Here is a 26,319-nt window from a genome sequence, read left to right as displayed (position 1 = left end):
TTGAGCGCCAAGATGACCCCACGCAACCCTGCGCATGATCACCCACTGGCGATGGCGTCCATGCTAAGTGGCGTCAAGAGCGATCCAGCCCCTGGATAACCCTTGCCCGCGTGGGTGATTGATGCCCTTGCGATTAAAGCCGCTCTGCCACCCAGCCTTGCACACTGGCCAGCGCCGCGTCCAAACCAGCGGGCTGTGTGCCACCGGCCATGGCTATGTCGGGCTTGCCGCCGCCCTTGCCGCCCACTTGCTGGGCGACAAAATTCACCAACTCACCGGCTTTGACTTTACCGAGGGTGTCGGCAGTCACCCCAGCGGCGATTTGCACCTTGTCGCCGTCGACACTGGCCAACACCACCACCGCGGTTTTGAGCTTGTCTTTGAGCTTGTCCAAGGTTTCGCGCAAGGCTTTGGCATCCGCGCCGGGCAAGCGGGCTGCCAACAGCTTGACGCCTTTCAGGTCGATGGCTTGGCCGCTCAATTCGTCGCCTTGCGATGACGCCAGCTTGCCTTTGAGGGCAGCGAGTTCTTTCTCCAGACCCTTCAATTGGTCCAGCACTTGGTGGATGCGTTGGTTCAACTCTGCCGTGGGGGTGCGCAAGCTGCCCGCTGCCTCTTGCACGGTGCGCTCCAAGGTTTGCACATAGGCCAAGGCATTCGCACCAGTGACCGCTTCGATGCGGCGCACCCCTGCGGCCACACCGCTCTCGGACACCACTTTGAAGAGACCAATGTCACCTGTACGTTGCACATGGGTGCCGCCGCACAGCTCGCGGCTGGTGCCAATGTCGAGCACCCGCACGGTTTCGCCGTACTTCTCGCCAAACAGCATCATGGCACCGGTTTTTTGTGCCGACTCGATGTCCATCACCCGCGCTTGGGTGCTGGCGTTGGCCAAAATTTCATGGTTCACCCGCGCTTCGATGTCGGCGATTTGCGCATCCGTCACCGGGGCGTTGTGGGCAAAGTCAAAACGGGTGCGCTCATCGTTCACCAGCGAGCCTTTTTGCTGCACATGGTCGCCCAGCACCTCGCGCAAGGCCTTGTGCATCAAATGGGTGGCGCTGTGGTTGCGCACGGTGGCGGCGCGAACGCCTGAGCCCACCGAGGCTTGCAGGCTGTCGCCCACATTCAGCGTGCCTTGGGTGAGCGTGCCGTGGTGGCCAAACACATCGGCCTTGATCTTCAAGGTGTCTTCCACCGCAAAGCGTGCCGATCCGCTGACCAACTCGCCCTCGTCGCCCACTTGGCCGCCGCTCTCGGCGTAAAAAGGGGTGGTGTCCAACACCACCACACCGCTTTGGCCGTGGTTCAAAGCCGCGACCGACACGCCATCAAAGTAGAGCGCCAAAATTTTGGCCGACGCTTGCAAGCTCTCGTAGCCGACAAACGCGGTGGGGGCGCCGCTGTAGTCCAGCGCCTTGTCCATCTTGAACTTGCCCGCTGCACGGGCTTGGTTTTTTTGGCGGTCCATGGCGGCGTGGAAACCTGCTTCGTCAACTTGCAAAGCACGTTCGCGGCAGACGTCATTGGTCAGGTCCAGCGGAAAGCCGAAGGTGTCGTGCAGTTTGAAAGCCACCTCGCCCGGCAAGACCTTCACGCCATCGGCCAAGGCCTCGTCCAAGATGTGCATGCCGATTTCAAGCGTCTCGTAAAACCGCTCTTCCTCGGTTTTCAAAATCGCGGTGATGCGATCGGCCTGCGCCGCCAAGCTGGGGTAGGCCGCACCCATGAGGGCGACCAAATCGGGCACCAGTTTGTGAAAAAACGGTGTTTTTTGGCCCAGCTTGTAGCCGTGGCGGATGGCGCGGCGGATGATGCGCCGCTGCACATAGCCGCGCCCCTCGTTGGAGGGCACCACGCCGTCGCTGACCAAAAACGCAGTGGCCCGCAAGTGGTCGGCAATCACCCGCAGCGAGGGGGTGGCCAAGTCGGCACAGCCGGTTTCACGGGCGGCGGCTTTGATCAAGGTAGCGAACAGGTCAATTTCGTAGTTGCTGTGCACATGCTGCAGGATGGCGGCCAAGCGCTCGAGGCCCATGCCGGTGTCCACGCAAGGTGCGGGCAGCGGCGTGACCGAACCGTCTTCGTGCATTTCAAACTGCATGAACACGTTGTTCCAAATTTCGATGAAGCGGTCGCCGTCTTCCTCGGGGCTGCCGGGGGGGCCGCCCGGGATGTGGTCGCCGTGGTCGTAAAAAATTTCAGAACACGGGCCGCAAGGGCCGGTGTCGGCCATCATCCAAAAGTTATCGCTTTTGTAGCGACCGCCTTTGTTGTCGCCAATGCGGATGACCCGCTCAGGGGGCAAGCCAATCTCTTTGGTCCAAATGTCGTAGGCCTCGTCGTCCTCTTGGTAGACGGTGGCCAGCAAGCGTTCTTTGGGCAGCTTGTACACCTCGGTCAGCAACTCCCACGCCCATTTCAGGCTTTCGCGCTTGAAGTAGTCGCCAAACGACCAATTGCCGAGCATTTCGAAAAAGGTGTGGTGCCGCGCGGTGTAGCCCACGTTTTCCAAGTCGTTGTGCTTGCCACCTGCACGCAAGCAAGCTTGCACCGAGGCAGCGCGCACATAAGAGCGCTTGTCGGAGCCCAAAAACACGTCTTTGAACTGCACCATGCCCGAGTTGGTGAACATGAGCGTCGGGTCGTTGCCCGGCACCAAGGGGCTGGACGCCACCACGGTGTGGCCTTTGGTGGCGAAAAAATCCAAAAACGACTTGCGGATGTCGGCCACAGACAGCTGGGGCACGGATTGATGTGGGGTGTTCATGGTGTGTGGCAGTGCGAAGGCGGGGCTCAGGCCCGCAGGCTCGGGGAAAGCCCCCGGTCCAAAGCGAAAGATTATAGGTTTGACCCAAGGCCGAACGGGTGGGTGGGGCCGGTTGTCCAAGACGCAGAGGATTCGGCCCCAAGCCGCTCCAGCGCAGTCCGAACTGGGGTGATTTGTCCCAACCAAAAGGCCCGACTGGGCCCTCACAAACCCTCAGAAATCGCGCTTGCGCCATGACTTATGATCAGGGTGTTAAAAAATCAGTCATACCTATTCAATTTTGAATAGATATCCAGGAGCGAATGAATGAAAGACCCCCAGGTTTATCTTCGATTTTTAAACCTTTTGCACACCCTTGAAGGTGCTGGTCAAATGCCAGACATCGATGCGGATTCGCGCAAACTCCTGGAACTGATTGCTCTGAAACACAATCAGCAAAATCCTCTGACCATCAGCGAGGCCATGGCCCTGGGCCACATTGCCTCACCCGCCACCATCCACCGCAAACTCGATTTGCTGCGCGATGTGGGCATGGTGGACACGGTGCACGAGGGCAAAAACCGCCGCACCAAATACCTGGTGCCCACCCCCAAAGCTTTTGAGCACTTTGCCGGCTTGGGTCAGGCCATGCAGCAAGCCCTGGGTTTGGCGATTTGAAAATTGGGGCCCTGCGGCATTGGGGGGCACAACTGGGCATGTCCCTGGCACTGCTGCTGGCTGTCGGCGCGGCTGCCGCACCCAACCCCGATGGCAACGACGACATAGAAAAACTCCTGCAAGAGCGCGGCCTGCTGGGTCGGGTTGAGCAATTTCGGCAGCGGGTGGGTGACAAGGCTTCTGATTTGGTGGTCAACGCCATGGGTTTCTTGGGTGTGCCTTACCGCCGTGGTGGCACCAGCCAAGAAAACGGTTTCGATTGCAGCGGTTTTGTGAGGGCCATGTTCGAGCAAACCGTCGGGCTGATCCTGCCCCGGCGCGCCAGCGATCAGGCCTCAGTGACCGAAAAAATCAACCGCGAAGACCTGCAACCCGGCGACTTGGTGTTTTTCAACACCATGCGCCAAGCTTTCAGCCATGTGGGTATTTATGTGGGTGACAACAAGTTCATCCACTCCCCCCGCGCGGGTGGCGAAGTGCGGGTCGAAGACATGCGCCAAGCCTATTGGGACCGCCGCTTCAACGGTGCGCGTCGGGTGACCGCCGAAACCGTTCCCGCAGAGGCCATCAAGCCCAAGCGCTGATCCCACCTGCGCCGAGCGCCAAACCGCCCATGGGCGGTTTTTTCATGTGTAATGCGGGCTGGTAAAACTGTGCTGAAAAGGCCTCCCATGACCGACCCCCTGTTGATTGCCAAAAATGACACGGCCCAATGCTGGCTCATGCCCCAACTGGCCAACCGCCACGGCCTGATCACCGGTGCCACCGGCTCGGGCAAAACCGTCACCTTGCAAACCATGGCGCAAAGCCTCTCGCGCATCGGCGTGCCGGTGTTCATGGCCGACGTCAAGGGCGACCTAACGGGCCTGAGCCAAACCAGCAAGCTGAGCGACAAAATGGCCGCCATCCTGAAAGAGCGCGGCTTGGACACACCCGCTTTTGCGCCCTGCCCCACCACCTTGTGGGATGTGTTTGGCGAACAAGGCCACCCCGTCCGTTCCACCGTCAGTGACATGGGCCCGCTGCTCTTGGGGCGCATGCTCAATTTAAACGACACCCAAGAAGGTGTGTTGAACCTGGTGTTCAAAATCGCTGACGACCGCGGCATGTTGCTGTTGGACCTGAAAGACCTGCGGGCCATGCTGCAGTATGTGGGCGACAACGCCAAAGAATTCACCACCGAGTACGGCAATGTCAGCGCCGCCAGCATTGGTGCCATTCAGCGCGGTTTGATGCAGATCGAGCAGCAAGGCGGCGACAAATTCTTTGGCGAGCCCATGCTCGATATCCACGACTTCATGCAAACCGATGGCAACGGTCACGGCGTGGTCAACATCTTGGCAGCCGACAAGCTGATGAACTCGCCGCGCTTGTACGCCACGTTTTTGCTGTGGATGCTCTCCGAGTTGTTCGAGCAATTGCCCGAAATCGGCGACCCCGATAAACCCAAATTGGTATTCTTTTTCGACGAAGCGCATTTGCTGTTCAACGAAGCGCCCAAGGCCTTGATCGAGCGCATTGAGTTGGTGGTGCGTTTGGTGCGCTCCAAAGGTGTGGGTGTGTATTTCGTCACCCAAAACCCGCTGGACATCCCCGACAGCGTGCTGGCCCAACTGGGTAACCGTGTTCAGCATGTGCTGCGGGCCTTCACGCCGCGCGACCAAAAAGCCGTGGCCGCCACCGCGCAAACTATGCGCCCGAAAAAAGGCTTGGACATTGAAGCCGCCATCACCGATTTGGCCGTGGGCGAGGCGCTGGTCAGCCTGCTCGACGCCAAGGGCCGCCCGAGCGAAACCGAACGGGTGTTTGTGCTGCCGCCTGGCAGCCAGCTGGGCCCCATCACCGCCGAGCAACGCCAAGCCTTGCTGCAAAGCTCGCTGGTGGCGGGGGTGTATGAAAAGACGGTGGACCGTGAATCCGCCTACGAAATGATCAAAGGGCGGGCCCATGGCAGCGATTCCCCCAGCGCCAGCCAGGGTGCGAGCCCGAACCCAGGGCCGGAAAACCCAGCGCCGGCTTCCAGCGGTGGCGGCTTGATGGGCAGCGTGAGCGATTTGTTGTTTGGCAGTCAAGGTCCGCGTGGCGCCCACCGGGATGGCGTGGCCCAGTTGGTCATCAAAAGCGCGGTGCGCACCGTGGGCTCTTCCATCGGTCGGGAAATTGTGCGTGGCGTGCTCGGCGGTTTGCTGGGTGGCGCCAGCGGCAAAGGGCGGCGTCGCTGACGCCTGCCGCACCCCCACGCGCCAACGCCAACTGTTGGCGATCGAAAGCCGGGGCTGGCTCAGGCTTGGCGCATGGCCAAGAGATGCTGGGCAAACTCCACAAAGCCAGCCCCCGAGCGTGCGCGGGTGACCCAGGTCGGTGGGTGTTCCAAACGGTCTGAAAAATCGGCCACATTGGCCACGCCCACGCTGTGGGGCAAGGCGCCAAACATGGGGGCATCGTTGGGTGAGTCGCCCACAAACAAAATGCGCGCGCCCTCATTCGCCCAGTCCACACCATGGCGCTCGGCCAACATGCGGCGGGCCATGCGCAATTTGTCCCAATCCCCCCACCAACCGTTGACGTGGATGGAGCTGACCTTGGCCGTCATGCCCTCAGCTTGCATGATGGCCACAATGCGATCCACGGCGCTGCGGGGCAAGGCGGGCACGTCCTCACAAAAATCAATGGCCAAGTCGTACCAGCGGGCAAATTGATCGGACGCCACGCCACTGCCCGGCACCTCAGCCAGCACCCGCTCGCGCACAGCGGCCAAGCGCTGGCTCAATGCGGACAAATTCACATCGCTGTCCCAATGGCGGCAGCGCAAGCGCTGATCTGAGGCGTCGTGCCACATGTAAAAGGCGCCGTTTTCGCCAATCACCCCATCCACCGGCCAGGTGCGGGCGATCATGTCGCACCAACCCGCAGGTCGACCGGTCACCGGGATCACCCGCAAACCCGCCTGCTGCAAACGGGCCATGGCGTCATAGGCGTCGGGCAACAAACGTCCGTGGGTGGTCAAGGTGTCATCGATGTCGGTCAACACGGTGTGTGCCGAGCGGGCCAGGTCGGGCGGAGATTGCTGCCAAGGTTTCATGGCCCCATTTTGCAAGCAGTCGATGGATCGCCAAGCTTGGCGGGCGATGGCGATCCTGGTCCCCGTTTCAACGCTTTGAAACGGCGCATCGCTCAGCCCCGACACCTCAAGCCTGGGTGGTCGGCAAAGCCCAGGGCACGGGGTCAAAGCGTGCGATCAAAAAGTCGAGCAATGCGCGTACCGCAGGTGCCAGGTGTTTGCGCGAGGGGTACAGCGCATAAATGGACAGCATGGGCAAGCCCCAATCGGGCAAAACCTGCTGCAAACGGCCATCGGCCAGCAAGGGGTTGGCCAAGTAGGTCGGTTGCAGGCTGACGCCTGCGCCCGCCAGGGTGGCACGCATCAAGGCTGTGGCCTCGTTGGCACTGAAACGGCTGCCCAGTTTCACTTCGCAACGCTCATCTCCACGGGCAAACATCCAGGTGCTTTTGCCAAAGTTGGCATAACTCAAACAGCGGTGGGCGGCCAGATCGGCGGGCACTTGAGGTTTGCCATGTTGCGCCAGATACGCAGGGGAGGCCACCAGCACCGAGGCACAAGGCGCCAGCACCCGGCCAATCAGCGCCGGGTCGGGCTCGGCACTGATGCGGATGGCCAAGTCGATGCGCGCCTCCACCAAATTGAGCACGCCATCGCTGGCCTGCAAATCGACCTTGATGTTCGGGTGCAGCTCCAAAAAATCGGCCAAGGCCGCAGCCAATTGCGCATAGGCGAACGACATGCTGCACGTCACCCGCAACTGGCCGCGCAGGGCACCGTCTTGGCGGCTGGTTTCCTCTTGCACGTCCTCCATCAAGGCCAGCATTTGTTGGCTGCGGCGCAAACAGCTTTCACCCGCATCGGTGAGCGTGACGCTGCGGGTCGTGCGCTGAAAAAGCCGGGCACCTAGCCACTGCTCTAAGGCCTCCACATGCCGGGTGACCATGGCGCGCGACATGTCGAGCTGATCGGCGGTGGCGCTGAAGCTGCCGTTTTGGGCCACGGCCACAAACACCTGCATGGCGGTCAGTCTGTCCATGATTTGCTCGTTTTATGCAACATATATGTCCAATTTAAGTGATTTATTTGTACTATTTTATTCATTAAAGTTCATCCCACGCCAACGAGATGTCCTCTAAGCGTTCAACAACCTCAAGGAGCTTCCCCATGATTCGCACCACTTTGATCGCCGCTTCCATCGCCATCGCCATGGGTTCTGCCCAGGCCCAAAATGCCCTCAGCGTGCAAGTCCACAACGCCGGCGCCAACAGCTTCAACGTCAATTCCACCTTGGTCTATGGCCAAAAAGAGGCCATGGTGATTGACGCCGGCTTCACCCGGGCCGACGCCATGCGCATTGCCGCCAATGTGCTCGACAGCGGCAAACAACTCAAAACCATCTTGGTCAGCCAAGCCGACCCCGACTACTACTTCGGCGTGGAGTACCTCAAGCAGGTCTTCCCCCAGGCCGACGTGGTCGCCACGCCAGCCGTGCTGAGCAAACTGACCCCCCATGTGGCGGGCAAAGTGGCTTTTTGGGGCCCACAGATGGGTGCCAATGCACCCAAGCAGCCGATCGTGCCGCGTGCCTTGGAGGGCAACACCCTCAGCCTGGAAGGCCAGACCATTGAAATCCGGGGCACGCAAGGCCTGTTGGCGCACCGGCCCTATGTGTGGATTCCCTCCATCCAGGCCATCGCCGGCAACATTGGCGTGTTTGGCAACGCGCACGTCTGGACCGCCGACACCCAAAGCCCGGCCGAACGCGCCGCCTGGGTGACCCAGTTGGACGAAATGGCCGCTTTGAAGCCAGCCCTGGTGGTGCCAGGCCACATGCAGGCCGGCACCCGACTAGACGCCAGCGCCATTGCTTTCACCAAGGACTACTTGCAAACCTTTGAGAAACACCTGGCCGCCAGCCCAAACAGCGCCGCCTTGATCGGCGCCATGCAACAGGCCTACCCACAGGTGACACAAGGTACGGTGTCTCTGCACATTGGCGCCAAGGTCAACAAAGGCGAGATGAAATGGTGATCAGGCCCTGAGCCCTTGCCCCCGGCGGCACGCCCCTGTTTTGCGGTGGCGTGCCGCTTTCATTCCACGGCCCACAAAACCGGGCCTTGGCGATGCTTGCCACGCTGCGGCAGCACATGGCGAAGGTGGGTCAGTGGTATGGTGCGGGCATGAAAACGCAAATCGATCATTTGGTGGTGGTGGCTTCCACCTTGGCGCAAGGGGTGCAATGGTGCGAGGCCACTTTGGGCATCACCCCTGGGCCCGGGGGTGAGCATGAGAAACAAGGCACGCACAACCGCTTGTTCAAAATTGCCACGCCAGCGCACCCCATGGCTTACTTTGAAATCATCGCCATCCACCCGCATGCCGACCCGGCCCTGCGCTCCAAAAATGCACGCTGGTTTGACATGGACGACCCGGCGGTGCAAAAAAGTGTTGCCCAGCAACCGCGTTTGTTGCACTTTGTGGCCGGCACCTCCGACATTGCCGCGGCGCGACAAGCATGGTTCGACCAAGGAATAGACCGAGGCACCACCATCCACGCCAACCGGCGCACCCCCAAGGGTTTGCTGCATTGGCAATTCAGCCTCCGGCCCGACGGACAGCGCTTATTCCAAGGCACCCTCCCGAGCCTCATCCAATGGGGCAAACCGGGCGACGCCGACCCGCAACGCATGCACCCGCGCAACACCTTGCCACGTTCCAAAGTGAGCTTAGAGCGCTTGAGTGTGAGCCACCCCAACGCCAACAAACTCCAAGCCGCCTACGCCGCCTTGGGACTCACAGAAGTGGCCGTCACCACAGGCCCCGCCAATGTCCAAGCGGTGTTGCACACCCCCAAGGGCATGGTGACCTTGAACAGCGAAGGCGTTTGAGGGCGGCGTTTCACCATCGCGGTGCGCGTAGTTGATGGAGGGGTGTCACCACCGAAAACCACCGATCAGCATCGTGTCAGAGCGATGGACCTTAAGAGGTACACGTACTGGTTTTAGACAGCGTGTAACTGTTATTCATGGTCTGCTGTAAGACGGCAGCTTCTAAGTTAAGAACCATTTCTGCCAGTTTGGAGGCTGAAGGATTCAAGTTCGCCAAATCAGTCGCTTTGGAGAACATATTCGCCAAATAAATTTTGGAACTTGAATCCACCGTGATGCAACTTTTAATGAATTTGTTGCTGCCAACTGCCACTTGTGCAGACGCTGCATTCAATACACCCAACTCTGCTGAACCACTGAATTCAGCTACGGCAGCTGTGATCGCAACGTCATTTCCCCCATCAATTGCCGTTTTTAATTTCAGCCCTGCAGCGGCCAGACGCTCCGAGAATTCAATCGCATTTGAGCTGCTTCTAGATCGAGAAGCCCTGGCAATTTCAGCCAAAAAGTACCCCATGTACCCGCCTGGGGCACTCAAATCAATGCCTGCGCTTGCAGTGGTGGACGAGAGCACGGATGGCGCAATCAGCAGGTTCAAAGTATGAATGTTGTTCACCACATTGGAGGTGTCCGAGCGAAAACCCAGCAGAAGGCGCACGCGAGCCAATGCTTTGTACATGGTGTCGGATTCAGTACCACCAGTGGGTTTAGTCACTTGAAAATTACTGGCTGTCAGACCCGCAAAAACCGCTGCCAAGTGGGTCAAGGGAGAAATGCCGTAACTGGAACCTGATGTCACACTTTCCGCAGGCACCACCGACAACATAGATTTGGAGCTATCAAAGTCAACACTTGCACCCAGTGTTTCATCATAGTATTTAACCCCTGCCCCCCCAGACACACGCAAAACCATGGGGCCAGAGTAAGTGCCGAGGTCCACCACAGCCACTCCTGATGCATTGGTGCTGGCAAAAGAAATTTCACTGCCTGTGCTTGGATTGATCACCGACACCTTGGCGCCTGACCCAAAAGCCCCGGATCCCGGCACCACATTGATGGTTCGTGCGGCCGTGGTTGCCTTGGTGATGGTTGAAGCCGTATTGACCTGAGACGCGGTTTTGTCCGTATAAGTCAACGCAACTTTAGAACCCGAAGATAAAAAGCTGGTGGTGCCCGTGCTCAGCTTGGCCTGTGCTAGCTTCAACGGTGCCAATGCCGTGTCCAAATCAGTCAACCCGCTGGTGAAAGCACTCTGCTTGACTTTAAGGGCCCGCGTGTACATGGACTTCGCCTGAACCAACGGGGTGGTACTGGTCGATTGATTGGCCAACTCAGCCAAAAGCAACCCATAAACACCCGACGAATTGCCGCCAGACACCGTGGTTCGATCAGCCCGGACCAGAGTGGGTGCAGAAAGAATATTCAACGTTGTCGAGTCCACACCCATCAAACTTTGAACGTATTCAAGCGATTGATTGATGCTGGTTATCACTGCAGCCGATGTCGCCCCAGAAATCGTTGGTGCCAAACCGTCGACGCCAGCCAGCGCTGCCGCCATATTGGTCAAGGGTGTCACCCCATAGCTAGAGCCGCTGGTGATCGCAGTGGTTGGCACCACCGATAACAAATAATCAGAAGAACTTGAAAAATCTTTAGATGTCCCAGTTTTTTCATCGTAGTAGGTAACGCCTGTAGCGCCCGAAACTTTCAGAATAAATGGGCCGTCATATCCGTACATGTCAAGCGTTGCTTCACCAGCGGCATTGGTGGTCGAGGCTTTGATCAAATCACCATTGGGCTTGTAAGCCTCCACCACAGCGCCAGCACTGAAGCCGCCCAAGCCCGGTGTGATTGAAATATTTTTAGTCTCGGTGGTTGATGTGCTGCTACCACCACCGCCTCCACCACATGCCACCAACAATAAGGGCAAAACGATGGCCAATAACCAATGCGATCGAAAAGAAATGATATTTTTAAACATGGTTAACTCAGCCCATCAACACGGCAGTTTGGTTTTGACTCGCTGACAATCCAGTCAGACCGATGATGGAGTCGCCATTCAGGTCCTGATTGAAGTCACGCTCAACGGTTGTCACATCAACAACTCTGTCGGCTTTCGTCCAATCCAGTTTTCCAGTGGCATCAAGGGTATGAATTTCCCAACTGATGGTCTCTTCAGTGCCCAATACATCCGTGTACTTAACAGCCAATTTATAAGTGCTGTCTGTTTGTTTTTCCACAGCAAAAGATTCCCCTTTCATACTGCCGCCCTCAATTAAGTAGGTGAAATTAAACGGTAGGTCACCGCCATCACCATCACTGATGCGCAAAGGATTTTGACCGGAGCTATTGATGTAAACAGCACCATTTGGGTCCATCGCCAATTTGTCACCAACGGAATCGGTTTGGATATCTTTTAAGCTTGAGGCTGCAATACCCAATACGCCATCACCATTCATGTCCTGGTTAAAAATACTTTCTTGCGCAGCAACACCCTTGAATGAGGTAAAGAAAGGGTCAACCACACCCTTGTCAGTTAACGTATAAATCCTCCAATCACTCGTCTCAAGTGACCCAACTGTTGTCACGGCTTTGACGGCCAAACGATAGCTTGTTTTTCCACCAGCCACGACGCTTTCAACGGCGCTGGCAGTTGCGATCAGCGAGTAATTTGATGCAGACTGGCTGTCCTCTAGCATCACTGCGTTGCCCAGTTCATCTTGAACCATCAATGTCTTGTCCGCTTTGATATATAGAGCTCCATCCGAACCCCTGGCCAATTTGATACCAGTGACATCAGACGTTAACTCCACCGCGGTGGTTGATGCAGAGGTCAATGTGGCGTCTCCATTCAAATCTTGATTGAACGCGGCTTCAGAAGAGGCAATATTTTTAACGTAGGAGGTTTTGCCCCAATCCAACGTTGTGGTCCCAGATGTGGTGGATTTCGCACTGAGCGTAAAAATCTCCCAAGACACCTCTGTTTTATTGGCCACAGTGTCGGTGTAAGAATTTTTAACCGCCAATCGATAGGTATCATCCGCCTGCTTTTCCACGGCATATGCAACCCGTGAAGCACTTCCGCCCGTCCAGCTGGTGCTGGACTCCAAAAATGGAGCACCACCGTTTTTATCCACAATAGCAATATAACTTTGCGCCTCTTTGATGTAGAGAGCGCCGCTGCCATCTTTGTAAAGAGCTCCGCCAGTACCTGACACATCTGTACTCACCACTACCAATTTATCTGTGTCTATACCAGTCTTACTATCGCCATCCAAATCCTGATTGAACAATGCTTCCACACTGGCAACTGATCGGGTCCAGGAGGACTTGCTCCAATCGATTGCACCGTCAGCACTGAGTGTATGAATTTGCCAACTGTATTCAGTGACACCATTGTTAACAACCGTATTTTTAAGAGCCAACTTATAGGTGCCATTGGATTGCAACTCAACGGCATAAGCCTCAGTTTTAGAAGATCCGCCCGTCCAACTTGAATTGAACTCCAAATTGGGTGTGGACCCATATGTATCTGTGATGGTTTTGAGGGTATTGGCATCTACCTTGATATACAGAATTCCGTCTGCATCTTTGGCCAAAACATGGCCCGTCGTATCCGTTGAAATTAAAGTCAGTTTGCTCTTATCCAGTCCAATGGTCTTGTCGCCATTCAAGTCTTCATTCACCAACGACTCAACGGAGGAAACATTCTTTGACCAAGAGGACTTTGACCAATCCAAAACACCTTTATTGCTCAATGTTTGTACTTGCCAGGATTCAGTGGTTTTTCCATCATAAGTATTGGTGTTTTTGATCACCAGTTTGATGGCGCCACCCGCCTGCTCTTGAGCGGCAATGGCTTCACTTTTATAGGCGCCAGTTGTCCATGAATTACTCGACTCTAGGGTTGGGCTTCCGCCATTGGTGTCGGTGATGGCATACCACGCAGAGCCAATTTGGACATACAAAGCACGCTCAGCATCGCGGGCGAGACGAACGCCGTTGGTGTCAGTGCCCACAAGGTCCAATTTATCGTTATCAATGCCAACCTTGCCGTCGCCATTGAGGTCTTGCTCAAACAATTTTTCATGGCTTGTAATGGCCTTGCTCCAACTGGATTTAGACCAATCTAGCACGCCCGCTTCACTGAGGGTTTGAATTTGCCAACTGATGTCCGTCTTGTCGTTGTAAACATTGGTGGTTTTGATCGCAAGCTTATAGGTTCCGTCCGATTGTTTCTGAACGGCCATGGCCTCGGATTTATTCGACCCGCCAGTCCACGAATTTGAATATTCAAGCTTAGGTGCACCACCATAAGAATCGGTGATGGCCGTTAAATCGTTGCCATTGCGAATGAACAGGGCACCATCTGCATCCTTTACCAAGGTGGCTCCCAGCACATCCTTGCCCACAGCCAGCATGGTTGAAGGATCGACCCCCTCAAAACCATCCAGGTTCAAATCTTGTTTGAATTGTGTTTCTACGTTGGATATGCTTTGCGTCCAGGTTGACTTGCTCCAATCCAAAGCACCCTGCGCGTTCAGCGAGTAAACCTGCCAATTGACCGTGGTCACGCCACTGTAAATATTGGTATTTTTGACGGCCAACTTAAATGTTCCGTCGGTTTGTTTTTCTACCGCATAGACAAGACTTTCGTTCGACCCGTCCGTCCAACTGTTGGAATATTCAAGATTGGGGATGCCGCCATAAGAATCGGTCAGTGCGATATAAGTTTGGCCATCTTTGATGTAAATGTTTTTATCTGCATCTTTGGCCAGTTGCGTACCCACAACATCGGTTTTCACCACGGTCATTTTGCCGGGCAAGATGCCAATGATGCCGTCACCGTTCATATCTTGATTGAATAAACGCTCAGAGTTGGTGATGGACCGGCTCCACGTCGATTTGCTCCAATCGAGCGCACCCGTCGCGCTGAGTGAGTGAACCTGCCAATTGACGTCTATGGCATCGCCCATTTTGTTGGTGTATTTGATGGCCAGCTTATAAGTGCCGTCGCTTTGCTTTTCAGCCGCGAACAATTCCGACTTATTGGAGTTGGTTTTGCCGTCATAGGTCCAACTGCTGCTTTGCTCCAAATTGGGCGAGCCCCCATAGGTATCCGAAATAGCAAGTATGGTGCTGCCGTCTTTGATGTATGCATCCGAATTCTGACCACGAGACACCACAGCACCGGTGGTGTCGGTTGCAAGGTTAACCAATGTGGCCGGGTCCACGCCAATGGCACCATCACCGTTGAGATCTTGCTTAAAGTCACTTTCAAACTTCGTAATGCTCTTGGTCCATGAGGAAGTTCCTGGCCTTGACCAATCCAGCACACCTTTATCCGTCAAGCTATAAACCTGCCAGCTGACATCGGTTTTTCCATCGTTGACGTTGGTATTTTTCAGCGCTAATTTGTAGCCATCGGTTGTTTTTTCAACTGCAACCGCTTCTGACTTATAGGACCCGCTGTAAGAACCATTGCTCCACGAATTCGAATTTTCTAGATTGGGCGTGCCACCATTGGCGTCGGCGATGGCAATGGAATTGGTGCCATCCTTGATGTAGAGCGATCCGTCGCTGTCTTTGAGCAAAGTGGCGCCCGAGGTATCGGATGCCACCGCTTTCATAGAGGCAGGGTCAATGCCAACATAGCCATCTTTGTTCAAATCTTGGTGAAATATTTTTTCATAAGCAGTGATGCTCTTGGTCCAAGTGGAACTACCTGGCTTTGACCAGTCGATCACCCCTTTATCATTGAGGGTGTAAATCTGCCAATTCACATCGGTCTTGCCGTTGTAGGTATTAGACATTTTGATGGCCAACTTATAAGTGGTGGTAACTCCATCGACCACCACCTTTTCTGCCGCTACCGCTTTCGATTCATTGCTGGATGCAGCGCTGCCACTGCTGTATCCAGCAGAACCGGAGTAGGAGTTTTCCAGATTGGCTGCGCCACCATTGCTGTCTTTGATGGCGATCGATTCACCACCGGCAACGATATACAGTGCGCCATCCGCACTTCTTTTCAGCTCCACATTGGTTTCAGGCGATTTACTGATGGAAGTTAATTTACTAACATCAAGACCCACAACTCCATCACCATTTAAATCTTGACGAAAATCTTCCTCAACCGAAACAACACTTTTTGAGTACGATGATCTACTCCAGTCTAAGCGACCCTTTTCATCCAATGTATAAATTTGCCAATTAACGTCTGGCTTATCGCTGCTGCCGCTGGTGTTCTTCACCGCAAGCTTATATCCAGACACAGTTGTTGTCGTCGTGACCGGCGTTAAATTGGGGGTGGTAGTGTAATACCCTGTACCGTAACCACTGCCAGTACCGTAAGTAGTTGTGGTTGTAACAATCGAGACCTTTTCTGCAGCAATCGCCTCTGTTTTATAGTTATAACTCACAGAGCCTGGCATAGAGTATGAGTTTTCCAAACTGGGAGCACCACCGTTCATATCGGTGATGGTGAGTGTGCTGCTTCCATCCTTGATGTACAAAGCTCCATCTGAATCTTTTGCCAAATACGCAGGACCCACTTTGTCTGTATCCACCGCACGAATGGTGTCTACATTGAAACCGATGCCATCTTTACCATTCAAGTCTTGATTGAATTTTTCCTCATAACTCGCAATATTTTTAATGTTGTAAACAGATTTAGTCCAATCGTTACTGAATATATTGTCAGAATTTTTTGTAAGCGCTTGGATGGTCCAAGTGATCGTTTTGGTTTCACCGCTGGTTTGTGTGTTCCGAATTGCAACCAAATAACTGTCATCACTTTGCTTTTGGATGCCCATCACTTTGGACTCCCAATTGGCAGAGGAATTTTCCGAAATCAATGCATATCCAGAACTGTCTTTAAGCTCATAAGCCGAAGTTGCGTTGGCCTTGACCAAATAGGTCTTTTGAGAATCACTGTATTCAACATCATTGCTGTTTTCTACCAGGTACAAAATACCATCGGTGTCTCGGGCCAACCTCACGCCGGCCGTATCAGCGGCGTCTATTTTCCGTGCACCTTGCCCAATCACGCCATCGCCATTTAAATCTTGGCCGAATTTAAATTCAAACGAGGATCCTATTGACTTTGTCCACTTCTGGTCAATGATGACTCCATTTAAATCTATTTTATAAACTGTCCAATTGATATTCGCTTCTACAGTCGAACCAGCAGTTGTGTTAAAGCTTTTAACCGCCACTGAATAGGCTTTTTGGCCAAACTCTGTAATTGATTCGGCGGCCACGGCCCTTGTCTCATATGCACTTCCATCTGAACCTTTGCTGAAATTCTCCAAAGTAGCGGGTCCATTAGCCTGATTGTTTTGGACCAAAATATCTTTTTCGCCATCCCTGATGTAGACTGATTTATCGGTGTCTTTGACCAACTTTAAGCCAGGCTCATCTGCGTTGTATACGGACTTAACCGGCACCAACTTGCCATCACCATTCAGATCAGTGCCCAGTTTGGCTTCAAAGCTAGTGATCGCTCGAGTCCAAACTGATTTGCTGCTATCGAGAACACCATTTGCATCGACTGTGTAAATCGTCCAAGACACATCTGTGTTTTCGTATGTCTTTCCAATTCCCCATTGGTTGGTCTGCTTAACAGCAATGGTGTAAAAGGCATCTCCAACTGTAGGGACTGTTTTTGCTGCGGCAACAACTTTGACTTCATTCTTGCTATCGTTGTAGCTATCGTTTCTTGTTGGGTTCCATTCGTTGCCCCATTCCTTGACAGCCAATGCATCAGTCAATGATGCGTCTTCAATCACAATTTTGCCGTTGGCATTGACCGATGTCTTTAAGGGTGTGACGATGCTCATTTGTATCCTTAGTGAAATTCAACAGGCGAAGACCCCTTCGGCGGCGTCTTGTTAGCTTTAACATTTATATCGTAATCGATCAATTTTTCTTTGTCTACTACAAATTTTTATTAATTTCTCTAAAATATTAAATATTTAAAACTACATAACATTTTTTTATAAATAATTTTAATTAAACAATAAAATAAACAAAAATAGAACCTTCCTATTTCGTCCAAGTCAAAACCATGCTTTCTCAACACACACCATTTCAGATGCGCCCTCTTTTTCTATGTGCCTTGACATTGGCCATGACTGCGTTTGTTGGCGTTGGCCCTGCAAGGGCCCAATCCCCCCCCTGGCCCACCAAACCCATCACCCTGATCGTCACCTACCCACCCGGCGGCGGGGCCGATGCCATGGCGCGTTTGGTAGCGCCCAAGATGGCCGAGGTGCTGGGACAAAACGTGGTGGTGGAAAACCGTCCCGGCGCCAGCGGGCAAATTGGGGCTAGCGCTGTGGCCAAGGCCACGCCCGATGGCTACACCTTGATGCTGGACGCTTCGTCGTTTGCAGTGAACCCGGCTTTGTTTCCCAAACTGCCGTATGACAGCAGCAAGGCCTTCAAGCCGATTGGGGTGATGGCTTTGTTTCCCAATGTGGTGTTGGTCAACGCGCAGCTGCCGGCCAAAAACATTGCCGACTTGATTGCCTTGGCCAAGTCGCGCAAGGACGCCATCGCCTACGCATCGTCTGGCAACGGTTCCGCCCAACACTTGGCGGGGGCTTTGTTTGAGTCGGCGGCCAAAGTGGACATGGTGCACATCCCATACAAAGGGGGTGGCCCGGCCCTCAATGATGTGATTGGTGGCCAAGTGCCCCTGTTCTTTGGCAACCTGGCCTCCACCTTGCAACACGTGCAAGCAGGCAAACTGCGCGCCCTGGCCGTGACTTCAGGCAAACGGGCCTCGGCTTTGCCCGATGTGCCCACCCTGGCCGAAGCGGGTGTGAGCGGCAGTGAAATCCATGAGTGGAACGCCATCTTCGCGCCGGCGGGCACACCCGACGCCGTGGTGGAAAAACTCTCCGATGCCCTGATCAAGGCGATGGACACGCCCGAGGTCAAAGCGCGCATCGCCCAATTGGGGGGTGAGGTGCAAAAAGGCGGACCCAAAGCCGCCCAGGACTTTATTCAAGCCCAAATGGCCTTGTGGGCCCGGGTGGTCAAGGGCAAGGGGATCGTGGTGGAGTGACCGGCTAGAAACGCCGCCGCCAACCCAAGGCAAAAAAATCCTCGCCATTGGCACCATAGTTGTTCATCAAGTCATAAATGGTGCAGCGGTGGTGCAGCCGGGCAAACCATTCTGATTTGGGATTCTTGGGTGCTGAGGCCGTGAGTTCGAGCATCAAAAAATTCAGTGTGCGACTGCCTTGATCGTTGACGCCCCGCTCCAAGGGGCTGATGATGTTGGTATAAGAAATCCCCAGTGGACCCGCACGCACATCAACGGCCAATGTGTCCCTGCCAGGCAAGCCACTCCAGCGCAGCACCGGGGCTACGGCCACTTCACTGAGGGTGGCTTGTCCCCATTGTTGGCCCAGCATGGCGTCCAACTCCAACTCAAGGGGCCAATTCTCCGCTCGCCATAAGCGTTTGCTGGCAGTCACCGCCAAGATGTAATGGTTTTTGAATTCGCTGCGGCCCGCCAAAAAACTGGCGGGCTCTTGGTTGTGGTACTGGCCGGCATAGACACCCATGGTCCAGTCACCGTCCTTGGCACAGACAGGCATGACCAGCAGACCAGTCAACAGGGCCAAACCCAGCCGATGGGTCAAGGCTTTCTTAATCTGGCCGCGCCAGTCCGCGAAAAATAAAAGGGCTTTCATGGCGGTTCAAAAGGTGTCAAGGATTTTCTGACGCAAGGCCGCATCGATCACGGGCTTGATGCCAAACCAGGCCTCAAAGGCCGGCACGGCTTGGTTGAGCAGCATGCCCAGGCCGTTGATCGCCACATGTCCGCGCGCCTTCGCGGCTTTGATCAAGGGCGTCTCCAAGGGCACATAAATCAAATCGCTGACCAAGGCCGTGCGCGGCAGATCGTCGAGCACCAAGTCCAAAGGGGGTTGGTCGTACATGCCTTGGTTGGTGGTGTTGATGAGCATGGCCGCACCGGCCAAAGCCGCATAGCGCTCAGACCAGTCAAGCACCTTCACCACCTGCGGGTTGAGCGCGGCCAGTTGCTCTGCCTTGTCACGAGAGCGGTTGAGCAAGCGAATTTCTGGGGCACCGGCATCGATCAAAGCGATGATCACCGCGCGGGCTGCACCGCCAGCACCCAACAGGGTGATGGGGCCGACATCGGCACGCCAATCGGGTTTCTCGTCCTTGATGCTTTGCAGGTAACCGTAGCCATCGTTGTTGTGGCCATGCAAGCTGCCATCGTCTTGCACCACGATGCAATTGATGGCGCCGACCCGTTGGGCCATGGGGGTCAGGTGGTCCATCAGCGCCATGGCTTTGACTTTGTGCGGCAAGGTGATGTTGCACCCCGCCAGCCCCAGTGCGGCCAAACCGCGCACCGCCGCTTCGACTTGGTCGATTTGCACTGGAAAGTGGCCATAAGCGGCCTGGATGCCATGAACGGCAATCCAATGGTTGTGGATGATGGGCGAGCGCGATTGGAAGATGGGCATGCCCATCACGCCGGCCAATTTGAATTGGTTGCTATTGGCCATGCACTGGTCCTGCATTGGCTTGGAAATGGTGCTTCATGATTTCCAAAACTGCTTGCTGGCGATGCGCGCGCCCTCGGCCATGGCGGCCAACTTGGCCCACACCACATCGGGGTCTACCGCCGCTTGGCCGACCCAAGTGCCATAACCGCAGTCGCTGCCGGCGATGACGTTTTCACGACCGACCAAGTGGGCGTAGCGCCCGATGCGCTGCGCGATCAACTCAGGGTGCTCGATGAAATTGGTTTTGGACTCCAACACGCCGGGTATCAGCACCTTGCCCTCGGGCAACTTGACGCTTTCAAACAGCGTCCACTCATGGGCATGGCGCGGATTGGCCGCTTCAAACGAAATGGCATGCGGCTTGGCCTTGAACACGATGTCGATGATGGATGAGAAATCCACATCGCAGTGGTGCGGGCCTTCGTAATTGCCCCAGCACACGTGCATGCGCAACTGCTCGGCGGGGATGTTGGCCAGCGCGTGGTTCAAAGCCTCCACATGCATTTGGGCGCGTTTGCGAAATTCGGGCAAGGGCAAGTCGGCATATTGGATGTGCCGCCCCATGGCCAAATCGGGGCAGTCAATTTGCAGCACGATGCCGGCCTTGGCCACGCTTTCGTATTCGTGGCGCATCACCTCGGCAATGGCATACAAATAGGTTTCATGGTCTTTGTAATGGTCGTTGCGAAAAAACAGCGACACCACACCCGGAGACGCCGCACTCATGAACATTTCTTGCGCCGCCGATTCGTGCGGCACTTGGGCAAAAGCGGCGCACAGGTTGTCGGCATCGGTGTGGGCGGCTTGGGCATCGACCAAGGTGATGGGCGCATTGCAAGCTGGGGTTTTGCGCCGCGAACGACCTGGGTCGCCAAACACCTTGCGCTCCAGCACGGGAAAGTCGGCCAAGTCTTGGTAGACAAAACTGTTGCCCGTGCCACCAAACCCACCCAGTCGGTCTTTGATGTAGGTGGCGTAACTGGGTTTGCTCATCTCGCCGTCGTTGACCAAATCCACACCCGCTTTGGTTTGCAGGGCCACCACTTCGGCCACCGCTTGGCGAATGCGCGCTTGCAGGGCCTGGCTGTCCACGGGCACACCACTTTCCTTGGCAAACATCATCTGGATGAGGTCGTCGGGCCGGGGCAGGCTGCCGGTGTGGGTGGTCAAAAATCGGTCTGTGCTGCGCTTCATGCGGATGGCCTTGGGTAGATGAAATGGCACCTATTGTGCCGCGTCATCCCAGCTCAATTGCCGCCCCAGCCCGACATGCCCTCACCTTTTTTCGGTTTTGGGGTGGGGTTGGGGTATATCGCGTTGTACTGTTTTTTGCGGATCATCTGCAAGCATTCACCTCGCAAATGAGCGGCCTTGATTTTTTCGCAGGTATAGGAATTGGGCTGAACTTTGGCCTGGCACATCAAGCGAACATCAGCCACTTTGATGTCTTCGCAAAAACGGGGGTTGTTTTGCTGCACGGCATTGCAAGTCGCATACTCATCGCCCTTGAGGGCGCTGCAGTCTTGCGCCCACACACACCCACACCATGCGCTCGCGAGCACTGCCCAAACATAACGCATGTGGTTTCCTTGTGATGCAGCACCCAACATACGCTGTTGGGGCCCACATACAAGGGATCAAACCCTTGGGTGAGGGCTGCTCCAGCCCTTGGGCGAAGGGCCGCCGCTTTAGCGGGGCGTGCCCATCAAGGCCGCTTCTTGTGTACGCATCCATTGCTCACGGCTGGCAAAAGTTTGCTGGTCCTTGATCAGCGCCTGTGTGAAGGCCTCAATCTCCGCGTCCGGCAAGCTCAAATCAAAGGGCCGACCATGGGGCTGGGCCACATGCCACGGGGTGTCCAAATAAGCCTCCAAGCCATTGCCTTCAGGGTCGCTGGCATAAATCGACCAGGCATTGCCATGGGTGATCGGCGTGATGTCGGTCACGCCTTGGGCACGCATCTTGGCATCGATGCGGCGCAACTCGTCCAAGGTTTGCACATAAAACGACAACTGAAACACCACGCTTGGGCCGCTGGCCGGGTCTTTGCCATCGATCAACACCATTTGGTGGTGGGCGTCGGCGGCCGCACTCATGAACACGATGTTGCGGTTTCCCAACCGGGGCACTTGGCCACGGTCGGTGACCATCAGGTCAAAAACATCGGCATAAAACGCCTCCATGCGGGCCATGTCGTGCACATACAAGCCAACGTGTTTGAGTTGCGGTCTGGCGTTCATAAGGGGCTTTCAATCGATTTTCATGCCGACCGATTTGGCCAGCGCAGCGTATTTGGCGTGGTCACTGCGGATGCGGCCAGAAAACTCAGAGGCCGACATGGGCAAGGGGGCACAGCCCATGCGGCCCAAATTGGCTTGGACTGTGGCCGACTTGGCCACATCGCCCATCACCTTGTTGTAGGCGTCCAAGATGGGCTGTGGCGTGCCAGCGGCGGCGGCCACGCCATACCAAAAGCTTTCGTTGAAGTCGGTGAAGCCTTGCTCATGCAGCGACTTGACCTCGGGCAACTGCGGCATGCGCTGCTGGGTGGTCACCCCCAACAGTTTGAGCTTGCCACTGTTTTGATTGGCAATCGCCAGCGCAGGGGTGCCGATGTAGATCATCACCTCTTGGTTACCCAATAAATTTTGCACCGCCGGGGCCTCGCCCTTGAAGGGCACATGGGTGAACCGGGTGCCCGTTTTGGCATTCATCATCTCCAGCAACAAATGGGAAAAAGAACCATTGCCACTGGAGGCGCCAAAAATGGTTTTGGGCTTGGCCTTGTCTGCCGCCACCAATTCGACGGCGTTTTGCGCCGGCACCGAGTTGCTGGCCATCATCACCAAAGGCACTTCGCAAATGCCGCCCAAGGGCAGCAAATCTTTCAAGGGGTCGTAATTGATCTTGGTGTACACCGCTGGGTTGAGGGCCATCACCGAGGTGAACACCAACAACAGGTTGTAGCCATCGTTGGGCGAGCGCATCAATGCCTCAACCCCCACACCCCCATTGGTGCCAGGCCGGTTGTCAGCCACCACCGGTTGACCAATTTGCTCGGAGATACCTTGGGCGATGACCCGGCCAATCGCATCCGCCCCACCTCCGGGCACTTGGGGAATGATCAGGCGAACGGGCTTGTTGGGAACCCAAGCTTGTCCCCAGGCCCCCGGGGTGGCCAAGACACACAACAAGGAAAGAAGCAGACGGCGCAACACAGCATGCATAAAAACCTCATCCAAAAGTATGTGGCAGCGACGGGACAACTGACCCCATCACAAAGATTTTTTCAACTTGTGCGCAATTTCGCCCACCAACCCGCGCCGAAATGCCAGCACACAGATCACAAAGATAACCCCTTGCACCACCGTGACCCACGCGCCCAAATGGGCCAGGTAGTTTTGCATGGTCACAATCACCGCAGCACCCACCACAGGCCCAAACAAGGTGCCCATGCCACCAACCAAGGTCATCAACACCACTTCGCCAGACATGGTCCAGTGCACATCGGTCAGGGATGCCAGTTGAAACACCAGCGACTTGGTCGCCCCCGCCGTGCCCGCCAAGGCACCTGAGATGACAAAGGCAATCAGCTTGAAGGTATCGGTGTCATAGCCCAAAGAAGTGGCCCGGTCTTGGTGCTCACGAATGGCCTTGAGGATTTGGCCAAATGGCGAATGCACCACTCGCCAAATGAACAAAAAGCTGGCCAAGAAAATGACCAGCACAAACACATACATGGCTTGGTTATCGCTTAAATCGAACAAACCCAGCAACTTGCCCCGGGGCACGGCCTGGATGCCGTCCTCGCCCCCGGTGAAAGGGATTTGCAGGCAAAAGAAGAACACCATTTGTGACAAGGCCAAGGTGATCATGGCGAAATAAATACCCTGTCGGCGAATGGCCAATGCGCCCACCACCAGGGACAGCAACCCCGAACAAAGGGTGCCAAACAGGACACACCACTCTGGGTTCCAACCCCAAATTTTTGACGCATGGGCAGCGGCGTAACCCGCACTGCCCAAAAACATGGCGTGGCCAAACGACAACAAGCCCCCAAAGCCCAACAACAAATTGAAGGCGCAAGCAAACAGCGCAAAGCACATGACCTTCATCAAAAAGATCGGATAGACCCACATCGGTGCGATCGCCAACACCGCCACCATCAAGGCAAACACCACCCACATATGGGCTTGGGACTGGGCAGCAGTGGGCGACAAGGCGGGGCTGTTCATGGGTTTTATTTCTGCGTGCCAAACAAACCGGTTGGTTTGATGAGCAACACAATGGTCATGATGACAAAAATAACCGTGGCCGATGCCTCGGGATAAAACACCTTGGTCAAGCCTTCAATCAAGCCCAGGCCAAAACCAGTCACGATTGAGCCCATGATGGAGCCCATGCCGCCAATCACCACCACCGCAAACACCACAATGATGATGTCGGCACCCATGGTGGGATTGACTTGGTAAATCGGCGCGGCCATCACACCGGCCAAAGCCGCCAAGCCCACCCCAAAGCCGTAGGTCAGCGTGATCATGCGCGGCACATTGATGCCAAAGGCCTGCACCAGGGATGGGTTTTCGGTGGCGGCACGCAAATACGCGCCCAGCTTGGTGCGCTCAATCACATACCAAGTGGCCAAACAAACGACCAAGGAGGCCACGATCACCCAAGCACGGTACTTGGGCAAAAACATGAAACCGGTGTTGAACACCCCTTGAAACACCTCGGGCACCGGATAAGGCATGCCCGAGGAACCAAATTCATTGCGAAACAAACCTTGGATGATCAGCGCCAAACCAAAGGTCAATAGCAAACCATACAGGTGGTCGAGCTTGTACAAGTGCTTGAGCATCAAGCGCTCAATCAACACACCCGTGGCACCCACCACCAAGGGGCACAGCACCAAGGCCGCCCAGTAATTGACCCCCAAATGGGTCAGGGACAAATACGCCACGAACGCGCCCAGCATGTACTGGGCGCCGTGGGTGAAGTTGATGATGTTGAGCAAGCCAAAGATCACGGCCAAGCCCAGGGATAGCAACGCATAAAAAGACCCATTGATGAGCCCAATCAGCAGCTGCCCCATGAAGGCCTGCAAGGGAATGCCAAAAATCTCCATCGTGATCGGTTGGTTGGCTACAACGTGCTGGCTTTACTTCTTGACCAAGGGGCATTCGCTCTCAGACAAGGGGCGGAAGGCCTCATTGGCAGGAATGGTTGCCACCAATTTGTAGTAGTCATACGGGCCCTTGGATTCGGCCGGTTTTTTGACTTCAAACAAATAAGCAGGGTGGATTTTGCGGCCATCGGCGCGCACCGAGCCTTTGCCAAACAAGGGGTCGTCGGTGGGCAGTTCTTTCATCTTGGCCGCCACTTTGGTGCCGTCATCGGTTTTGGCTGCGTCAATGGCTTTGAGGTAATGCAACACGCTGGAATACACACCGGCTTGCACCATGGACGGGTACTTTCCAGCGTTGGCCGCCGCAAAACGCTTGGACCAAGCGCGGGTTTGGTCGTTCAAGTCCCAATAAAAGGTTTCGGTCAGCATCAGGCCCTGGGCTTTTTCCAGGCTCAAGGAATGCACATCGGGCAAAAAGACCAACAGGCCAGCCAAATTCTGGCCGCCCTTGGTGATGCCAAACTCAAACGCTTGTTTGATGGAGTTGGTGGTGTCGCCACCCGCATTGGCCAGTCCAATGATCTTGGCTTTGGAGGCCTGGGCTTGCAGCAAGAAAGAGGAGAAGTCTTGTGTGGGGAAAGGCGTACGGACTTTGCCCAAAACTTTGCCACCGTTTTTCACCACCACAGCCTCGGTATCGCGCTCGAGCGCATGGCCAAAGGCGTAGTCAGCGGTCAAAAAGAACCAGGTGTTGCCGCCACTTTTCACAATGGCCTTGCCCGTGCCGTTGGCCAGCATCCAGGTGTCATAGGCCCAGTGAATGGTGTTGGCATTGCAAGACTTGCCGGTCAAGTCTGCGCTGGCCGAACCCGAGTTGACATGCAACTTGCCTTTGTCTTTGGCAATTTGCGCAATGGCCAAGCCCACCGAAGAGGTGGGCACGTCGGCAATCATGTCCACCTTGTCGGTGTCAAACCACTGGCGCGCGATATTGGAGCCGACATCGGGCTTGTTTTGATGGTCTGCACCCACCACCTCAACTTTGAGGGTGCTTTTGGTGGCTTTGATGTAGTCTTCAACGGCCATCTTGGCGGCCGTGACCGAACCTTGACCGGTGATGTCTGAATAAAGGCCCGACATGTCGTTGAGCACGCCGATTTTGACGATGCCGTCAGACACCTGGGCTTGTGCCGCCCCAAAAGCGGTACAAGCGGCCAAAGCGGCGATGGTGAGGATGTTGCGTTTCATTGAAGTCTCCT

20 protein-coding genes are annotated in these 26,319 nt (G+C 55.4%); 6 read left to right on the top strand and 14 right to left on the bottom strand.

All coding sequences use genetic code 11. The annotated features are described in order from the left end of the window. Window positions 1-133: 133 nt before the first annotated feature. Window positions 134-2,773 (bottom strand): alanine--tRNA ligase, encoded by a 2,640-nt coding sequence (gene alaS / locus AC8GFZ_RS02375; RefSeq protein ID WP_506641969.1) that lies wholly within the window; start codon window positions 2,771-2,773, stop codon window positions 134-136. A 306-nt stretch (window positions 2,774-3,079) separates the two neighbouring features. Here alaS and AC8GFZ_RS02370 point away from each other — a divergent pair, with 306 nt between their 5' ends. The 3 genes from AC8GFZ_RS02370 to AC8GFZ_RS02360 all read left to right on the top strand — a co-directional run bounded on the left by AC8GFZ_RS02370 (window position 3,080) and on the right by AC8GFZ_RS02360 (window position 5,652). Beyond that, the gene (locus AC8GFZ_RS02370) at window positions 3,080-3,430 is read left to right on the top strand and encodes a hypothetical protein (protein WP_506641967.1); all 351 of its coding nucleotides are present in this window, start codon (window positions 3,080-3,082) and stop codon (window positions 3,428-3,430) included. A gap of 38 nt (window positions 3,431-3,468) precedes the next feature. After that, window positions 3,469-4,014 (top strand): C40 family peptidase, encoded by a 546-nt coding sequence (locus tag AC8GFZ_RS02365; RefSeq protein WP_506641965.1) that lies wholly within the window; start codon window positions 3,469-3,471, stop codon window positions 4,012-4,014. A gap of 87 nt (window positions 4,015-4,101) precedes the next feature. Further along, complete coding sequence (locus AC8GFZ_RS02360; protein WP_506641963.1) at window positions 4,102-5,652, top strand: helicase HerA-like C-terminal domain-containing protein; 1,551 nt, start codon at window positions 4,102-4,104, stop codon at window positions 5,650-5,652. Between the two features lie 59 nt (window positions 5,653-5,711). Here AC8GFZ_RS02360 and AC8GFZ_RS02355 read toward each other — a convergent pair whose 3' ends face one another. Further along, a complete protein-coding gene (locus AC8GFZ_RS02355) occupies window positions 5,712-6,512 on the bottom strand; it encodes an HAD-IIB family hydrolase (protein WP_506641961.1) in 801 nt (266 codons plus the stop codon). 106 nt (window positions 6,513-6,618) lie between these two features. Continuing rightward, entirely contained in the window at window positions 6,619-7,530 is a 912-nt protein-coding gene (locus AC8GFZ_RS02350; RefSeq protein WP_506641959.1) for a LysR family transcriptional regulator, read from the bottom strand. 128 nt (window positions 7,531-7,658) lie between these two features. Between AC8GFZ_RS02350 and AC8GFZ_RS02345 the strand changes: the two genes are divergently transcribed. Together AC8GFZ_RS02345 and AC8GFZ_RS02340 are read left to right on the top strand one after the other, a co-directional pair. Then, window positions 7,659-8,525, top strand: coding sequence for an MBL fold metallo-hydrolase (locus AC8GFZ_RS02345; protein ID WP_506641957.1), 867 nt, complete (start codon window positions 7,659-7,661; stop codon window positions 8,523-8,525). A gap of 149 nt (window positions 8,526-8,674) precedes the next feature. Continuing rightward, window positions 8,675-9,382: a VOC family protein gene (locus AC8GFZ_RS02340; RefSeq protein ID WP_506641955.1), complete on the top strand. Its 708-nt coding sequence runs from the start codon at window positions 8,675-8,677 to the stop codon at window positions 9,380-9,382. A 91-nt stretch (window positions 9,383-9,473) separates the two neighbouring features. Here the strand turns inward: AC8GFZ_RS02340 and AC8GFZ_RS02335 are convergent, their stop codons facing one another. Next, window positions 9,474-11,363, bottom strand: coding sequence for a hypothetical protein (locus tag AC8GFZ_RS02335; protein WP_506641953.1), 1,890 nt, complete (start codon window positions 11,361-11,363; stop codon window positions 9,474-9,476). 7 nt (window positions 11,364-11,370) lie between these two features. Then, entirely contained in the window at window positions 11,371-17,220 is a 5,850-nt protein-coding gene (locus tag AC8GFZ_RS02330) for a hypothetical protein (protein WP_506641951.1), read from the bottom strand. 290 nt (window positions 17,221-17,510) lie between these two features. Here AC8GFZ_RS02330 and AC8GFZ_RS02325 point away from each other — a divergent pair, with 290 nt between their 5' ends. After that, entirely contained in the window at window positions 17,511-18,452 is a 942-nt protein-coding gene (locus AC8GFZ_RS02325; protein ID WP_506641949.1) for a tripartite tricarboxylate transporter substrate binding protein, read from the top strand. A 4-nt stretch (window positions 18,453-18,456) separates the two neighbouring features. Here AC8GFZ_RS02325 and AC8GFZ_RS02320 read toward each other — a convergent pair whose 3' ends face one another. The 9 genes from AC8GFZ_RS02320 to AC8GFZ_RS02280 all read right to left on the bottom strand — a co-directional run bounded on the left by AC8GFZ_RS02320 (window position 18,457) and on the right by AC8GFZ_RS02280 (window position 26,308). Beyond that, complete coding sequence (locus AC8GFZ_RS02320; protein WP_506641947.1) at window positions 18,457-19,086, bottom strand: hypothetical protein; 630 nt, start codon at window positions 19,084-19,086, stop codon at window positions 18,457-18,459. Window positions 19,087-19,092: 6 nt separating this feature from the next. Further along, a complete protein-coding gene (locus AC8GFZ_RS02315; RefSeq protein WP_506641945.1) occupies window positions 19,093-19,935 on the bottom strand; it encodes a shikimate dehydrogenase in 843 nt (280 codons plus the stop codon). A gap of 33 nt (window positions 19,936-19,968) precedes the next feature. Continuing rightward, window positions 19,969-21,129, bottom strand: a complete 1,161-nt coding sequence (locus tag AC8GFZ_RS02310; RefSeq protein ID WP_506641943.1) for a cobalamin-independent methionine synthase II family protein — start codon at window positions 21,127-21,129, stop codon at window positions 19,969-19,971. A 53-nt stretch (window positions 21,130-21,182) separates the two neighbouring features. Then, window positions 21,183-21,515 (bottom strand): hypothetical protein, encoded by a 333-nt coding sequence (locus tag AC8GFZ_RS02305; RefSeq protein WP_506641941.1) that lies wholly within the window; start codon window positions 21,513-21,515, stop codon window positions 21,183-21,185. A gap of 108 nt (window positions 21,516-21,623) precedes the next feature. Beyond that, window positions 21,624-22,175 (bottom strand): VOC family protein, encoded by a 552-nt coding sequence (locus tag AC8GFZ_RS02300; RefSeq protein ID WP_506641939.1) that lies wholly within the window; start codon window positions 22,173-22,175, stop codon window positions 21,624-21,626. A 9-nt stretch (window positions 22,176-22,184) separates the two neighbouring features. Next, the gene (locus tag AC8GFZ_RS02295) at window positions 22,185-23,162 is read right to left on the bottom strand and encodes a Bug family tripartite tricarboxylate transporter substrate binding protein (RefSeq protein ID WP_506641937.1); all 978 of its coding nucleotides are present in this window, start codon (window positions 23,160-23,162) and stop codon (window positions 22,185-22,187) included. Between the two features lie 48 nt (window positions 23,163-23,210). Next, window positions 23,211-24,170 (bottom strand): branched-chain amino acid ABC transporter permease, encoded by a 960-nt coding sequence (locus tag AC8GFZ_RS02290; protein WP_506641935.1) that lies wholly within the window; start codon window positions 24,168-24,170, stop codon window positions 23,211-23,213. Between the two features lie 5 nt (window positions 24,171-24,175). Then, window positions 24,176-25,060 carry a branched-chain amino acid ABC transporter permease gene (locus tag AC8GFZ_RS02285; RefSeq protein ID WP_506641933.1) on the bottom strand — a complete coding sequence of 295 codons (885 nt, stop codon included), beginning with the start codon at window positions 25,058-25,060 and terminating at the stop codon, window positions 24,176-24,178. Window positions 25,061-25,093: 33 nt separating this feature from the next. After that, window positions 25,094-26,308, bottom strand: a complete 1,215-nt coding sequence (locus AC8GFZ_RS02280; RefSeq protein WP_506641931.1) for an ABC transporter substrate-binding protein — start codon at window positions 26,306-26,308, stop codon at window positions 25,094-25,096. Between the last annotated feature and the right edge of the window lie 11 nt (window positions 26,309-26,319).

Source organism: Limnohabitans rimovensis (SeqCode) (genome assembly GCF_965234775.1).
Classification (GTDB): Bacteria; Pseudomonadota; Gammaproteobacteria; order Burkholderiales; family Burkholderiaceae_C; genus Limnohabitans; species Limnohabitans rimovensis.
The sequence above is the reverse complement of the archived record's forward strand: the minus strand, read 5'-3'. Positions and strand labels throughout refer to the sequence as shown.